The organism is Hydrogenophaga intermedia (assembly GCF_000723405.1).
Taxonomy (GTDB): domain Bacteria; phylum Pseudomonadota; class Gammaproteobacteria; order Burkholderiales; family Burkholderiaceae_C; genus Hydrogenophaga; species Hydrogenophaga intermedia.
The window spans coordinates 158,473-171,320 of sequence record NZ_CCAE010000006.1 but is presented as its reverse complement, the minus strand read 5'-3'; the positions used below and the strand labels follow the sequence as shown (position 1 = coordinate 171,320).

Genomic DNA, 12,848 nt, shown 5'->3' with positions numbered 1-12,848 from the left:
GATGGGCCTGGTCGTCATCGACACCAACGTCGTGCTCGACCTGTTCGTTTTCGACGATCCTGCCGTGGCGCCGCTGCGTGCGGCGCTGGTGGAAAGTCGCGTGGCCTGGATCGCGACCGAGGCGATGCGTGAGGAGCTGCGGCGTGTGCTGGACTACCCGCACCTCGCTCGCCGCCTCGGCGCAACGGGGGCAGACGTCGTGCTGGCCGATTTCGACCGACACACCCGCCGCGTCGAACCCGCCGACAAGGCCCCCTTCACCTGCCGCGACCCCGACGACCAGCGCTTCATCGACCTCGCCGTGGCCCACGGTGCCGCGCTGCTGAGCAAGGACGCGCAGGTGCTGGCGCTGGCGCGCCGCCTCGTGCGCGTCGGTGTGCGGGTGACCCGCTCGTGGGCACCGCCGACAGAGGAGGTCGGCACATGAACGCCTGGCGGGCCGGCTGGCTGGTGGGGTTGTTGACCGCCTTGCCTCCGGCCTGGGCCGACGACGAGCCACGTTGCGGTCCCGTCGGACCGGCCGGCCAGCAGCGCTGCGCGATGCCCGACGGCTCCACCCTCCAGCGCGCGATGAGCGCCGATGGCCGCCGAGCGATGGCCTTGCTGCGCCGCTGGAGCGACGGCAGCCTGGCCGAATTGCGTTGCGCGCCCACCAGCCTGCTGCCCGAGGACCGTGGGCCCTGCGGCCACGGCGGCGAACTTGCCGAGGTCACGCTCTACCGCGAACCCGGCAAGCCCCTGGGCACCGTAAGCCACCGGCGCGGCGTGCTGATCCGCCAGGTCATCGTCAATCCGCAGGGCGGGGTGGTGCGCAGCGAGGAGTTCGTCGACAACACCTTCGCGCCGGACCGCCGCATCAAGCGCGTCTACTACCCCTCGGGTCGCCTGCGCCACGAGATCGACCTGATCGAACCTCCGCCCGAACAGTACCCTGGCCGTGAGGGCGTAGGGCGCGAGTTCGCCGAGTCGGGCCAGCTCACGCAGGAGGTGGAATGGGTCGGCGGACGCGAGCGGCGCATCCGCCAGTGGCACCTCAACGGCCGGCTCAAGCTCGATCAGACCATTCGCCACCTGGGCCGCGACGAACTGCGCGAGACGCGCAGCTTCTACGAGGACGGCACCGAGGCCGCCCTCAACCGCGAGCGCAACGGCCGCCTGTTCGGTTGGCAGCAGTACCACGCGCCCGGCGGCGCGCTGCAACGCGAGGAGGAGTACGGCGAGCGCGGCGTGCTGCTGCGCCGCAAGCTCTACGACCCGCGCGGGCACTTGCTGCGCGATGAACGCGTGAACGAGGACCCATCGAGCAGTTGAGGCCGCGGCGCGGCCTCAACGCTGGGCGAAGCTCTCCGCGCTCGCGCGCCGCCACCAGGTCGTGAACACCGCGTGCTCACCTTCCGCGTCGTCGTCCAGCAAGGCGCCCGGCGAGGTGGTGGGCAGCAGGTTGGCCAGCAGGCGCACCTCGTTGTCGCTCACGCGGCGCACCAGGTGCTGCGCGCTGATCTCGCCCGGGTGCTGCAGCCCGGCGGCCTGCACCAGCTCCTTCAACGCCTTCAGCGTGTTCTGGTGAAAGCGCCACACGCGCTCGGCCTTGTCGGGCACCACCAGGGCCTGCTGGCGCAGCGGGTCCTGCGCCGTTACGCCGGTGGGGCACTGGCCGGTGTGGCAAGTCTGGGCCTGGATGCAGCCCAGCGCGAACATGAAGCCGCGCGCGCTGTTGCACCAGTCGGCGCCGATGGCGATGGCGCGCACGATGTCGAAGGCGCTCACCACCTTGCCCGCGCAGCCGATGCGGATGCGATCGCGCAGGTTCACGCCCACCAGGGTGTTGTGCACCAGGCGCAGGCCTTCCTGCAGTGGCGCGCCCACGTGGTCGGTGAACTCCAGTGGCGCCGCGCCCGTGCCGCCCTCGGCGCCATCCACGACGATGAAGTCGGGCGTGATGCCGCTCTTCTGCATGGCCTTGACGATGGCAAACCACTCCCAGGGGTGGCCGATGCACAGCTTGAAACCCACCGGCTTGCCGCCCGACAGCGAGCGCAGCTTCACGATGAAGGCCATCAGTTCCAGCGGCGTGGAGAAGGCGCTGTGCGCGGCGGGCGAGATGCAGTCCACCGCCTCGGGCACGCCGCGCGCGGCGGCGATCTCGGCGGTCACCTTGGCACCGGGCAGCATGCCGCCGTGGCCGGGCTTGGCGCCCTGGCTCAGCTTGATCTCGATCATCTTCACTTGCGGGTCGCTCGCGTTGGCGGCGAACCTCTCGTCGCTGAACGTGCCGTCCTCGTCGCGGCAGCCGAAATAGCCCGAGCCGATCTCCCAGATCAGGTCGCCGCCATGCAGGCGGTGCCAGGCCGAGATGGAGCCCTCGCCCGTGTCGTGCGCGAAGCCGCCGCGCTGCGCGCCCGCGTTGAGCGCCTGGATGGCGTTGGCCGAGAGCGCGCCGAAGCTCATGGCCGAAATGTTGAACACGCTGGCCTCGTAGGGCTGGGCGCAGTCGGGCCCGCCGATGCGCACGCGGAAATCGTGCGAGGGCAGGCTGGTCGGCGCGATCGAGTGGTTGATCCACTCGTGCCCGTTGCTCAGCATGTCGATCTGGCTGCCGAAGGGGCGCTTGTCGGTCTCGCCCTTGGCGCGCGCATAGACCAGGCTGCGCTGCGCGCGCGAGAACGGTTGCGCCTCGGTGTCGCTTTCGATGAAGTACTGGCGCATCTCGGGCCGGATGTACTCCAGCATGAAGCGCAGATGGCCGATCACCGGGTAGTTGCGCAGCACCGAGCTGCGCGTCTGGCGCAGGTCCCACAGGCCCAGCAGCGCCAGCGCACCGAACAGCAGGAACCAGAAGCCACCAATGCCGAAGGCCACCAGGGAGAACAGGCTCAGCAGCGCGATGAAGGCGCACAGGCCGAGCGCGGTGTAGCGCACGGGGTAGATGGCGTTGAGTCGGTCAAGCATGGGCGTTCGTCGTCTGGTCGTGGGGAAAAAATCCTGCCTACGCATTATTGGGGCGTGTTTTGAACAAGCGAACAATGGCTTGAATCCAAACACCACCGCACGCGCCGGGCAGGCGACGCGCAGGCGGGAACCCAGGGCCTGCCAATAAGGAGATCGACATGTTCCCCATCCTGATGGACGAGCCCGATTCGATGACCGTGGCGCCCAGTGTCTGGCAGAGCCTGCAGAACGCCTGGCGCAGCGTGTACGAAGCGCCTCCGCCCGCCACGCACCAGTCGCCGCCCGAGCGGCCTGCCACCCCGAGCGCGCTGGCCTCGTTGGCCATGGGCGCGGTCGAGGCGTCGGGCCACACGCGCCACTGACGCACCGCTCCGCGCGACAGGCGGCACTACACTGTCGGGCCTTTTCCGCCCGACCGCCGCCCACCGATGACCACCGACAGCGATTCCGCCCTGCAGGCCAGCGATTTTGACGAGCTCGATGCCATCCTGGATGAGCTCGCTGCCCTGGGCGGCGACGTGCCCCCTTGGGAATACCTGGACGGCGCGCTGACGGCCCTGGTGTGCACGCGCCGACCCGTGCCGCCGGCCGAGTGGTTGCCCGTATTGCTGGGCACGGGCCCGCTGCCCACGGTGCCGCACCCTGAGGGCGTGCATTTCCCGAATACCGCCCGATACGAGCGTTTCATGGCGCTGTGGGCGCGACGTGAGGCCGAGGTGCGCCAGGCCCTGGGCACCGAGGTGGGCACGCTCGATGACGAGCGCGCCTACCACCCCGAGGTGGTCGACCTGCGCGGTGCCGTGGCCGCCATGCCCGAGGCCGAGCGCCCTTCCGGCGACGAGCCGCTGCCCTCGTACGCGCAGGCCTGGGCCGAGGGCTTCTTCGACGTGGTGGAGCAATGGGCCGAGGAGTGGACCCCGCCGCGCGACAAGGAAACGGCGCGCTGGATCGCCGAGGCGCTGGAGACCATCGGCGCGCTCACGGACGATGACCGCGGCGTGCCGACGCAGAACCTGCACGACGAAGAGGCCGCGCCCAGCGTGAGCGACGCGCGGCTTGACCAGTTCTACGGTGCGGTCTGGGCCGTGTACGAGCTGTACCGCATCTGGACGGCGCTGGGCCCGCGCGCCGAGCCGCTGCGCCAGGCCGCCACGCCCGGACGCAACGACCCCTGCTGGTGCGGCAGCGGCAAGAAATTCAAGAAGTGCCACGGCGCCTGAGGGGCGCCTGACGCGGCCAAGCGGGGCGCGGTTGACGCCGCGCGACCTCAACCGAGGATCTCGAACGGCCCGCCCTTGTCGATCGCGCGCCGGTAAGCCGGGCGCTCGTGGATGCGGCGCAGCCAGTCCATCAGGCGCGGGCGCTTCGCATCGAGCCCGCCGCGCGCCACGGCCGCTTCCACCGGAAAGCTCATCTGCACGTCGGCCGCGCTGAAGGCCTGGCCGGCGAACCACGGGTCGCTGGCCAGTTCGGCCTCCAGGAAGTCCAGGTGTTGCTTCAGGTTGGGCGTGATGAAGCGGCGCTTGACCTTGGCCGAGATGGCTTTCGCCACCGGCCGCACGATCAGCGGCGCCTTCTCCACTTGGTCGAACACCAGCTTGAGCAGCAGCGGCGGCATCAGCGAGCCCTCGGCGTAGTGCATCCAGTAGCGGTAGCGCAGGAACTCTGGCGACGCCGGGTCGGGCCGCAGCTGCGGCCCGTGGCGTTCCACCAGGGTTTCCAGGATGGCGCCGGATTCGGCCAGCACCAGCGCACCGTCGGTGACCACGGGCGACTTGCCCAGCGGGTGCACCCGCTTGAGCTCGGGCGGCGCCAGCATGGTCTTGCGGTCGCGTTCGTAGCGCACGATCTCGTAGGGCAGGCCCAGCTCTTCCAGGAGCCAGAGCACGCGCTGCGAGCGCGAGTGGTTGAGGTGGTGGACGCGGATCATGCGGGCAGTCCAGACGTGTGGTTCAGTCCAGCAACTCCTTTGGCACGTTGCCGCCATTGGCCGCGATGTGGCCGAGCACGTTCTTGTGCAGCCACACGTTCATCTTGGCCGAGTCGTTCATGAACTCATCGGGGCAGTAGAGCTCCTTGGCCAGTTCCTTGCGCGCCTGCAGGCTGCTGTCCATGTCGAGCAGCTTGAGCAGGTCGACGATGGAGGTCTTCCAGTTGAGCTTCTGCGGGTTGGCGGCGGCGCGCTTTTCCAGCTGCGCGACCACGTCCACCATGGCGATGGGGTTGACCACGGCCGGCGCGGGCGCGGCGGCGGCCGGTGCCGGGCTGGGTGCGGCCACGGGCGCCTGTGCAGGCGACGCGGCCGGCGGCGTGGCGGCGTTGGCGGTGGACAGGCCCAGCTTGTCGAGGATGGTGGTGAAGAACCCCATGGCGATCTCCTGAAGTCGTTGGTGGGCGGCCAGTATAGAAGTGGGGGATGACGCCTGGGGCATTCAACCCAGCGCGCCGGGCAGGGATGCCGCCAGGTAATCCCACACCGCGCGTACGCGCGGGTTGCTGCGGATCTCACGGTGCACCGCCAGCCACATGGGCAGCGGCGGGATCGGCAGCGTCGGCAGCAGAGGCACCAGCTCGGCGTGCTGGCGCGCCACGTAGCGTGTGAGGAAGCCGATGCCCGCGCCCGCGCGCACCAGCGCCTCGTGCGCGATGAGGTCGTCGGTGCGCAGCGCGAAGTGCTCGCGCGTGACCGCATGCCCCAGCGCTGCGAAGCCACGCACGATGTCGGTCTGGCGGTCGTTGCCGATCAGCTCGTGCTGCAGCAGGTCGGCGGGTTGGCGCGGCGTGCCGCGGCGGCGCAGGTAGTCGCGGTGGGCGTACGCGCCGATGGCCGCCTGGCCCACGCGCCGGCTCACCAGCGAGCCCTGGTCCGGGCGCACCAGGCGGATCGCGATGTCGGCGTCGCGCTGCAGCAGGTTGCTCACCGCGTTGCTCACCACGAGTTCGATCTGCACCTCGGGCAAGGCCGCGCGCAGTTGCACGAGCACGGGGGGCAGCAGCGTGCAGGCCACGGGCTGGCTGGCGCTCAGGCGCACGGTGCCCTGCAGGCCGTGCTGCGCGCCGCTGGCCCGGCGCGCGAGCTGGTCGGCCGCCGCCGCCATGCCGCGTGCCGACTCGGCCAGCCGCAGCGCGTCGGGCGTGGGGATCAGGCCGCGCCCGGTGCGTTCGAACAGTGTCAGGCCGAGTTGCGCCTCCAGCTCGCCGATGTGCCGGCCCAGGGTGGGCTGGTGCAGGCCCAGGGCGCGCGCGGCGCCCATGAGGCTGCCCTGGTCGAGCGCGGCCAGGAAGGAGCGGATCAGCGACCAGTTGAAGCCCGGGTCATTCATTTGTGCATGGCTGGTGTTTGATGTTCGTCAATTGTTCTAGAGGCCTGGTCTTTCGACAATGGCCTCACCCAGCACCCAACAGGAGCCCACCATGCACCGCCGTTCCCTCCTTCGCCTCGCGGGTGGTGGCGCCATCGCCGCAGCAACCGCGGGTCTGCCAGGCTGCAGCAGCGCGCTGCCCGACGAGGCCATCGCGGCCTGGCGCGGCCCAGGTGACGAGCCAGATCCTCGCCGCTGGGCCCTGTCGTACGCGCTGCTCGCGCCACATTCGCACAACTTGCAAAGCTGGCTGGTGGACCTGTCGGTGCCGGGCGAGATCACGCTGTTCATCGACCGCACGCGCTTGCTGCCCGAAACTGATCCGTTCTCGCGCCAGATGCTGATGAGCCAGGGCACCTTCATCGAATTGCTGGAACAGGCCACGCGGCAGAAGGGCCACCGCGCCGACATCGCGCTGTTTCCCGAGGGCGAGTTCGGTCCGGCCGCGGTGGATGCGCGGCCCACCGCACGCATCCGCCTGGTGCCCGACGCCAGCGTGCGGCCCGACCCCTTGTTCGCCCAGGTGCTGCGCCGCCGCACCAACCGCGAGGCCTACGAGCCCCGCGTGCCCGAGGCCAGCGCGCGCGAGGCGATCGCGCGCAGCACCTCGGCCCACCCGTTCCGCACGGGCTTCGTCACGGCCGACGACGCCGAGGCCATAGAACACCACAGGCGCATCGCCAAGGAGGCCTGGCGCATCGAGCTCACCACGCCGCGCACCGTGCTCGAATCGTTCAAGGTGCTGCGCGTTGGCCCGCGCGAGATCGCCGCGCACCGTGACGGCCTGTCGGTCAACGACCCGATGGTGCGCGTGGCGACCGCGCTCGGCTTGTTCGACCGCAGCGTCGCGCCCGCGCCCGGCGACCGCGCTGTCCAGAGCCAGATCGACGGCTTCAACGCCAAGATCGACACCACGCCGGCCTTCTACTGGCTGGTCACCGAGGGCAACGACCGGGTGACGCAGGTGAACGCCGGTCGCGCCTGGGTGCGCACGCAACTCGCGGCCACCGAACAGGGCCTGTCGATGCAGCCCATCTCGCAGGCCTTGCAGGAGTACCCGGAGATGGGCGCGCTCTACCGCGAGATCCACGAGCGGCTGCAGGCCAGCGCCCCGCGCTTCACGGTGCAGATGTGGGCGCGTCTGGGCCACGCGCCAGCGGTGCAGCCAGCCCCTAGGCGCGGTTTGCAGGCGCACATCCTCAAGGCCTGATCAAGGCCCGAGTCAGGCCGACAGATCGAACGCGGCCTCGGCCACCGCCACACCGTTGACCAGCAGCTCCACCCGGTGGCGGCCCGGGTACAGGCGCCGCGTCGTCACCTCCCGAAGCGAATGCGCCTTGCCCAGCGCGCGGGTCTCGCCCGGTGCGAGGTCGAGCTTCCACCCTTTGAACACCTTGGGCGAGGCCGAGCCATTGGCCTTCACGTGGTGCACGGCGTAATCGACCACCAGCGCCTGCGCAGTGCGCGCGCGGGACCGCAGCGTGGCGTCGAGTCGCAGGCTGCCGCCCACCACCACCTTCGCGGGCGTGAGCTTCAGCGTGGCCCCACCGTCGAGACCGTGTGCGAGGCCCCAGGCCGCCAGCGTGGGCGCGTGCCCGGCCTTGATGAGGCCGCGGCTGGCGTGGCGCAGCAAGGCCTCGCGCGCCGCGCTGGCGCCCACGCGGTGCTCGCGCACCCAGCTGGCCACCAGCTCGGGGTGGTCCTTGGCGATGTCGTTGAGGTGGTTGGCCACGCTGCGGCGCACGTAGGCGCTGCCGTCGTTCTGCAGCGCGTGCAGCAGCGGCAGCGTGGGGGCCGGATCGACCACCAAAGCCTGCAGCCGCAGGCCCCAGGGCAGTCGCGGGCGGCTGCCTTCGCTGACCAGCCGACGCACGTGCGCGCTGCTGTCGCCGGTCCAGCGCTCGAGCACCGGGAACACCGCCTCGGGCCGCTGCGCGATGAAGGGGCGGATGGCGAACTCGGCCGTGAAGCGCTGCGTGATCTCGCGCAGGCAGAGCAGGGCGCGTTCGGGCTCGCCCAGGCCGGCGCGCGCCACCCATTCGCCGGCGCCCCACAGCGCCCAGCCCGACACGCCCTGCGGTTGCGCGCCCTGCAAGCCCACGGGCTCGCCGTCGGCGTCCAGGGCCAACGGCGGCGCGAGCGCGGTCTCCAGCACGCCGCAGGCGCGGTCGAAGTCCTCGGGCAGCGTGGCCAGCAGCGCGTCGGCCAGACGGTGCGCGCGGGCCTTGAACTCCAGGCCGTCCTGGCCGTCGAGTGCGATGGCCGAGAAGCGCTCGGCGTCGAAGCCGCGCCAGGCGCGTCGCAGGTGGCGCGCGGTGTGCGCCACGGTCTCGGGGTTGATGAGCAGCTTGAAGGCGTCGGCCATGGGGGAATCAGGGCAAGCGTTGCAGCAGGCCGGCGAGCGCGTGCCGCACGGCCTGCGCGCGCACGGCGGCGCGGTCGCCGTCGAAGCGGCGGTGTTCGGTGGCCACGCCGGCCGGCGTGCTCCAGCCGAACCACACGGTGCCCACGGGTTTGTCGGCGCTGCCACCTGTGGGACCGGCCACGCCGGTGACCGCGAGCGCGCAGCGCGCCGCCGAGTGCGCCACCGCGCCCGAGGCCATGGCGCGCGCCACGGGCTCGCTCACCGCGCCGTGCGCGTCGATGAGGGCGGCGGGCACGCCCAGTGAGTCGGTCTTGGCGGCGTTGGAGTAGGTCACGAAGCCGCGATCGAACCAGTCGCTGGAGCCGCTGAGTTCGGTGCAGGCGGCGGCGATCAGGCCGCCGGTGCAGCTTTCGGCGCTGGCCATCTGCCAGCCGCGTTCGCGCAGGCGGGTGGCGAGTTCGGTCACGACGTCGGTGAGGTCCATGGTCAGAAGCGCCAGAGCGCGATCACCAGCAGCGTGCACAGCGCGGCCGCGAAGTCGTCGAGCAGGATGCCGAAGCCGCCGCGCGGGCCGAAGCCTTTGAACGCGCGGTCGGCCCAGGCCATGGGCCCCAGCTTCACCGCGTCGAACAGGCGGAACAGCGCGAAGGCCACGAGCTGCGCCCAGAAGCCGCTGGGCGCGATGAGCCAGAGCACGAGCCAGAAGGCGACCACCTCGTCCCACACGATGTGGCCCGAGTCGGCCACGCCCATGTGCCGCGCGGTGACGGTGCAGGCCCACCAGCCGATCAGCGTGGCGGCGGCGATGAGCAGGCCCCAGGTGCTGTGCGGGAGCACCGGCTCCAGCACCAGCCAGGCCACCCAGGCCCACAGCGTGCCCGAGGTGCCCGGCGCCAGCCTCGACAGGCCCGCGCCCGCGCCGAGCGCGATGAAGTGGGCGGGGTGGGCGAAGAGGAAGCGCCAGGTGGGGCGGGCCGGCGACGCGGTGAGCGTGTCGCGGGGGGCGGTGTCGGGCATGCGCGGATTATCGGACGCCGCCGGTCGCCGCTCCTGGCGCGCGCGGGGCTCAGGCCCAGGATTTGCGGTCGCGTCGGAAGCCGTTGGCCACGAACTCGCCGGCCACCACCGGTTCGAAGTTGGCGGGTTCGCCACGCACGAGGTCCAGCGGATCCACCACCGCATGGAACGTGGTGTGATGGAACTGCGGGATGGAGTAGCGCTGGCGCCCGGTGGCGTTGACCACGCGGTGCATTGCCGAGCGGAAGCGCCCGTTGGTCCAGCGCGTCATCAGGTCGCCCACGTTGACGATGATGGCCTCAGGGTCGGGCGGCGCATCGATCCACTGCCCGTCGTCGGACATGACGTGCAGGCCGCCCACGTCGTCGTTGAGCAGGAGGGTGACGATGCCCTTGTCGGTGTGCGCGCGCGCGCCCAGGCCCGCGTCGGGGTCGGTGCTTTGCGGCGGGTAGTGCACCAGGCGCATGTTGGTCGTGGGCTTGCGGCAGCGGCCGACGAAGAAGTTCTCGTCGGCGTCCAGCGAGAGCGCCATGGCGCGCAGGATCTGGTGGCCGCAGTGGAGCATGGCGAAGTACAGGCCTTCGACGTGGGCGCGAAAGCCGGGCAGTTGGGGCCAGGCGTTGGGCGCGTGGAAGGGCAGGCCGGCTTCGATGTCGGCGTCGTCCTCGGGCAGGGGAAAGCCCATGTCGAAGGAATGCTTGAGGTCGCTCTTGCCGCCGGCCAGGGCTGTGTCGAACATCGGTTGGTAGCCGCGGTTCTGGCGCGGGCGGGTGACGCGGCAGGCCATTCGCTCGTCCAGCGGCAGCTCGAAGAAGCGCCGCGCCGACTCGAAGCCGCCCGCGATGGTGTCGGCCGGAATGCCGTGTCCGCGCAGGTAGAAAAAGCCGTAGGCCTCGCAGGCGATCGCGATGTCGCGGGCGACCGCGTGTCGCGCGGCGGCGTCGCCAAAGAGGAAGGGCTGCAGGTCCACCACCGGCAGGCGGCGTGTGGACATGGCGGTGGGAACGGCGGCGGTGTCGATGGCCGTGTTCATGCGGAAAACACCTTGCGTTGTGCCAGCGGCGGCAGGAACCGGGTGTCGACCAGGGTGGCCGCGTCGGGCGTGGTCTTGAAGGACAGGAACTTCGCGAGCGCGTCGATGCCTTCCTGGTAGCGCGCCAGGTCGATGTCGCCGATGCCTTGGCGGCGCACGGTGGGCGTGGCGATTTCGCCGTCGAGCACGACGCCCAGGCGCATGGCTTCGATGCGTGTGTCCACCAGCGGCTCGTGGCCCTTGAGCACGGCCACGGCTCCGGCGCGGTCGGTGTGAGCGTCCTTCAGGCCGCGCGTGACGGCGCGCAGGAAGGCCGCGACCGCCTCGGGCTGCTCGTCGATGAAGCCCGGGCGCGCCAGGATGGCGTTGCCCGGCAGCTTCACGCCATGCTCGGCGTACTTCATCACCGCGATGTCCTTCGGGTCCACGCCCAGGCGCTGCAGCGAGACCCAGCCCGAGGCCATGTAGCCCGAAATCACCTCGGCCTGGCCGCGCGCCAGCATGGTCTCGCGCATGGCCGGGTCCACCGAGGTCCAGGCCACGTCGTTTGCGGGATCCAGGCCGTTGGCCAGGGCAAATGCCGGGAAGATGCGGCGCGCGCCGTCGTTGGCCGGCGCGGCGAGCGTGCGCCCGCGCAGGTCGGCCGGCTTGCTGATGCCGGTCTTGCGCAGCGAGAAGATGGCGGCCGGCGTGCTTTCGTACATCAGCATCACGGCCTTGGCGGGCACCAGGCCGTTGTTGCCCGCGAACTCGGCCAACGAGTTCATGTCGCCGGTGCCCATGTCGAAGTTGCCCGACGCCAGGCGCGTGACGGTGGCCGACGCGCCCGCCCCCACGTTGAGCGTGACGTCCAGACCCTCGTCGGCGAAGTAGCCCTTTCTGAGCGCCACCACGTAGGGGATGGTGCCGGCTTCGAAGCGCCAATCGCACTGGAAGCGCACTTTCACCGGGGTGCGCTGCGACCAGGCCGGTGCGCCCACCAGCGCGGCGAGTCCGCCGAGCGCGAGGCTGCGGCGGCGAGGGGAGAAGGAAGAGAGGCTGCCCATGTCCGTGTTCCATTCGACAGCGCAGGAAAACGCCTGCGTGAGGGGGAATCTAGGCCTTGCCTTGTTCAGCTACAAGAATCGTTTTTCGAACTTCGTGTTGCCATCAAGGCAACACAACCCCGGGCCCGCCCGTTTCAGAACTGCCCGGCGTAGCGGTCGAAGCGCAGGTCCAGCAGGTCCAGGATCAGCGCGGCCATGGGCGGCAGGGTGCGCTCGGCACGCACCAGCAACTCAAGTTGAAGCCCCTGCATGCCGCGGTCGGACAAAGGGATGTGCACCAGGGTGCCGGCGCGGATCTCGTCCGCCACGGTCACGCGCGTCATGACGGCCACACCCGCCCCGGCCAGCACCAGACGCGTCATGGTGGCCATGGAATTCGTTTCGGCCAGCAGCTGCAGCGAGGCGGAGGCGCCGCGCAGCATGCTGTCGATCATGCGGCGCGGCTCGGTGTCGGGCGTGGGCAGGATCAGTGGCTGGCCCAGGCACTCCGACAGGGTGATGCTCTTGCGCCGCGCCCATTCGTGTCGGGGCGGTACCGTCAGGCCCAGTGACACCGGGTAGGAGCGCACGCGGCGCACCGGAGCGGCGGAGGGCGGCGCCCAACACATGCCGATGTCGAGTTCACCGTTGGCCACGCGGTCCACGATCTCCGGCGAGTTGGCCGACAGCACGGAGAAGAAGATGCCCGGGTAGTCGCGGCTGACGTCGGCGATGAGGTCCGGAATGAGTTGCGCGCCCATGTACTGCAGGATGCCCAGGCGCACCTGGCCGCGGCGCATGCCCTTGAGCGCGTCGATCTGGGATAGCGCGCCGCCGAAGTCGCGGCGCATGCGGCGCACGTTGGCCAGCATGATCTCGCCGGCCGAGGTGAGCCTCACACCTCGCGGCAGGCGCTCGAACAGCGGCATGCCCAGCATCTCCTCGAAACGGGCGATCTGACGCGTGACCGCGCTGGGCGCGATGTGCAGGCGCTCGGCCGCGCGGCGGATCGATTGCTGCTCGGCCACTTCCTCGAAGTAGCGGACCAGGGGCGAGAAGGCGCTCATGGGCGCATCCTATCGCCGGCGGCGTGCACG

15 protein-coding genes are annotated in these 12,848 nt (G+C 70.7%); 5 read left to right on the top strand and 10 right to left on the bottom strand.

Annotated features, from left to right (window positions below; translation table 11 throughout):
- The first annotated feature begins 1 nt into the window (after position 1).
- On the top strand, positions 2 to 427 hold the full coding sequence (locus BN948_RS06480) for a putative toxin-antitoxin system toxin component, PIN family (RefSeq protein ID WP_009520546.1): 426 nt from the start codon (positions 2 to 4) through the stop codon (positions 425 to 427).
- Positions 424 to 1,311 carry a toxin-antitoxin system YwqK family antitoxin gene (locus tag BN948_RS06475; RefSeq protein WP_009520545.1) on the top strand — a complete coding sequence of 296 codons (888 nt, stop codon included), beginning with the start codon at positions 424 to 426 and terminating at the stop codon, positions 1,309 to 1,311. Before BN948_RS06480 ends, BN948_RS06475 begins: the two co-directional genes overlap by 4 nt.
- A 15-nt stretch (positions 1,312 to 1,326) precedes the next feature.
- Here BN948_RS06475 and BN948_RS06470 read toward each other — a convergent pair whose 3' ends face one another.
- Positions 1,327 to 2,949, bottom strand: a complete 1,623-nt coding sequence (locus tag BN948_RS06470) for an FMN-binding glutamate synthase family protein (protein WP_009520544.1) — start codon at positions 2,947 to 2,949, stop codon at positions 1,327 to 1,329.
- A 158-nt stretch (positions 2,950 to 3,107) separates the two neighbouring features.
- Between BN948_RS06470 and BN948_RS06465 the strand changes: the two genes are divergently transcribed.
- Positions 3,108 to 3,311 carry a hypothetical protein gene (locus BN948_RS06465; protein WP_009520543.1) on the top strand — a complete coding sequence of 68 codons (204 nt, stop codon included), beginning with the start codon at positions 3,108 to 3,110 and terminating at the stop codon, positions 3,309 to 3,311.
- Between the two features lie 66 nt (positions 3,312 to 3,377).
- Positions 3,378 to 4,169, top strand: coding sequence for a YecA/YgfB family protein (locus BN948_RS06460; protein ID WP_009520542.1), 792 nt, complete (start codon positions 3,378 to 3,380; stop codon positions 4,167 to 4,169).
- Positions 4,170 to 4,216: 47 nt separating this feature from the next.
- Here BN948_RS06460 and BN948_RS06455 read toward each other — a convergent pair whose 3' ends face one another.
- The 3 genes from BN948_RS06455 to BN948_RS06445 all read right to left on the bottom strand — a co-directional run bounded on the left by BN948_RS06455 (position 4,217) and on the right by BN948_RS06445 (position 6,272).
- Entirely contained in the window at positions 4,217 to 4,879 is a 663-nt protein-coding gene (locus BN948_RS06455; RefSeq protein ID WP_009520541.1) for a glutathione S-transferase, read from the bottom strand.
- Between the two features lie 22 nt (positions 4,880 to 4,901).
- Positions 4,902 to 5,318, bottom strand: coding sequence for a DUF3597 domain-containing protein (locus BN948_RS06450; RefSeq protein ID WP_009520540.1), 417 nt, complete (start codon positions 5,316 to 5,318; stop codon positions 4,902 to 4,904).
- Between the two features lie 63 nt (positions 5,319 to 5,381).
- Positions 5,382 to 6,272, bottom strand: coding sequence for a LysR family transcriptional regulator (locus BN948_RS06445; protein WP_009520539.1), 891 nt, complete (start codon positions 6,270 to 6,272; stop codon positions 5,382 to 5,384).
- 91 nt (positions 6,273 to 6,363) lie between these two features.
- Between BN948_RS06445 and BN948_RS06440 the strand changes: the two genes are divergently transcribed.
- Entirely contained in the window at positions 6,364 to 7,521 is a 1,158-nt protein-coding gene (locus BN948_RS06440) for an Acg family FMN-binding oxidoreductase (RefSeq protein ID WP_009520538.1), read from the top strand.
- Between the two features lie 12 nt (positions 7,522 to 7,533).
- Here the strand turns inward: BN948_RS06440 and BN948_RS06435 are convergent, their stop codons facing one another.
- The 6 genes from BN948_RS06435 to BN948_RS06410 all read right to left on the bottom strand — a co-directional run bounded on the left by BN948_RS06435 (position 7,534) and on the right by BN948_RS06410 (position 12,818).
- Positions 7,534 to 8,676: a DNA alkylation repair protein gene (locus BN948_RS06435; RefSeq protein WP_009520537.1), complete on the bottom strand. Its 1,143-nt coding sequence runs from the start codon at positions 8,674 to 8,676 to the stop codon at positions 7,534 to 7,536.
- Between the two features lie 7 nt (positions 8,677 to 8,683).
- On the bottom strand, positions 8,684 to 9,160 hold the full coding sequence (locus BN948_RS06430; RefSeq protein ID WP_009520536.1) for a CinA family protein: 477 nt from the start codon (positions 9,158 to 9,160) through the stop codon (positions 8,684 to 8,686).
- A gap of 2 nt (positions 9,161 to 9,162) precedes the next feature.
- Positions 9,163 to 9,693 carry a phosphatidylglycerophosphatase A family protein gene (locus tag BN948_RS06425; RefSeq protein WP_009520535.1) on the bottom strand — a complete coding sequence of 177 codons (531 nt, stop codon included), beginning with the start codon at positions 9,691 to 9,693 and terminating at the stop codon, positions 9,163 to 9,165.
- 49 nt (positions 9,694 to 9,742) lie between these two features.
- Positions 9,743 to 10,726 carry an isopenicillin N synthase family dioxygenase gene (locus BN948_RS06420; RefSeq protein ID WP_009520533.1) on the bottom strand — a complete coding sequence of 328 codons (984 nt, stop codon included), beginning with the start codon at positions 10,724 to 10,726 and terminating at the stop codon, positions 9,743 to 9,745.
- Positions 10,723 to 11,772: an ABC transporter substrate-binding protein gene (locus BN948_RS06415; protein WP_009520532.1), complete on the bottom strand. Its 1,050-nt coding sequence runs from the start codon at positions 11,770 to 11,772 to the stop codon at positions 10,723 to 10,725. Before BN948_RS06415 ends, BN948_RS06420 begins: the two co-directional genes overlap by 4 nt.
- Positions 11,773 to 11,906: 134 nt before the next feature.
- Positions 11,907 to 12,818 carry a LysR family transcriptional regulator gene (locus BN948_RS06410; RefSeq protein WP_009520531.1) on the bottom strand — a complete coding sequence of 304 codons (912 nt, stop codon included), beginning with the start codon at positions 12,816 to 12,818 and terminating at the stop codon, positions 11,907 to 11,909.
- Positions 12,819 to 12,848: the final 30 nt, after the last annotated feature.

Coding starts and splice junctions, on each gene's coding strand:
- BN948_RS06480 (WP_009520546.1), top strand. CDS start 2: ATGGGCCTGGTCGTCATCGACACCAACGTCGTGCTCGACCTGTTCGTT.
- BN948_RS06475 (WP_009520545.1), top strand. CDS start 424: ATGAACGCCTGGCGGGCCGGCTGGCTGGTGGGGTTGTTGACCGCCTTG.
- BN948_RS06470 (WP_009520544.1), bottom strand. CDS start 2,949: ATGCTTGACCGACTCAACGCCATCTACCCCGTGCGCTACACCGCGCTC.
- BN948_RS06465 (WP_009520543.1), top strand. CDS start 3,108: ATGTTCCCCATCCTGATGGACGAGCCCGATTCGATGACCGTGGCGCCC.
- BN948_RS06460 (WP_009520542.1), top strand. CDS start 3,378: ATGACCACCGACAGCGATTCCGCCCTGCAGGCCAGCGATTTTGACGAG.
- BN948_RS06455 (WP_009520541.1), bottom strand. CDS start 4,879: ATGATCCGCGTCCACCACCTCAACCACTCGCGCTCGCAGCGCGTGCTC.
- BN948_RS06450 (WP_009520540.1), bottom strand. CDS start 5,318: ATGGGGTTCTTCACCACCATCCTCGACAAGCTGGGCCTGTCCACCGCC.
- BN948_RS06445 (WP_009520539.1), bottom strand. CDS start 6,272: ATGAATGACCCGGGCTTCAACTGGTCGCTGATCCGCTCCTTCCTGGCC.
- BN948_RS06440 (WP_009520538.1), top strand. CDS start 6,364: ATGCACCGCCGTTCCCTCCTTCGCCTCGCGGGTGGTGGCGCCATCGCC.
- BN948_RS06435 (WP_009520537.1), bottom strand. CDS start 8,676: ATGGCCGACGCCTTCAAGCTGCTCATCAACCCCGAGACCGTGGCGCAC.
- BN948_RS06430 (WP_009520536.1), bottom strand. CDS start 9,160: ATGGACCTCACCGACGTCGTGACCGAACTCGCCACCCGCCTGCGCGAA.
- BN948_RS06425 (WP_009520535.1), bottom strand. CDS start 9,693: ATGCCCGACACCGCCCCCCGCGACACGCTCACCGCGTCGCCGGCCCGC.
- BN948_RS06420 (WP_009520533.1), bottom strand. CDS start 10,726: ATGAACACGGCCATCGACACCGCCGCCGTTCCCACCGCCATGTCCACA.
- BN948_RS06415 (WP_009520532.1), bottom strand. CDS start 11,772: ATGGGCAGCCTCTCTTCCTTCTCCCCTCGCCGCCGCAGCCTCGCGCTC.
- BN948_RS06410 (WP_009520531.1), bottom strand. CDS start 12,818: ATGAGCGCCTTCTCGCCCCTGGTCCGCTACTTCGAGGAAGTGGCCGAG.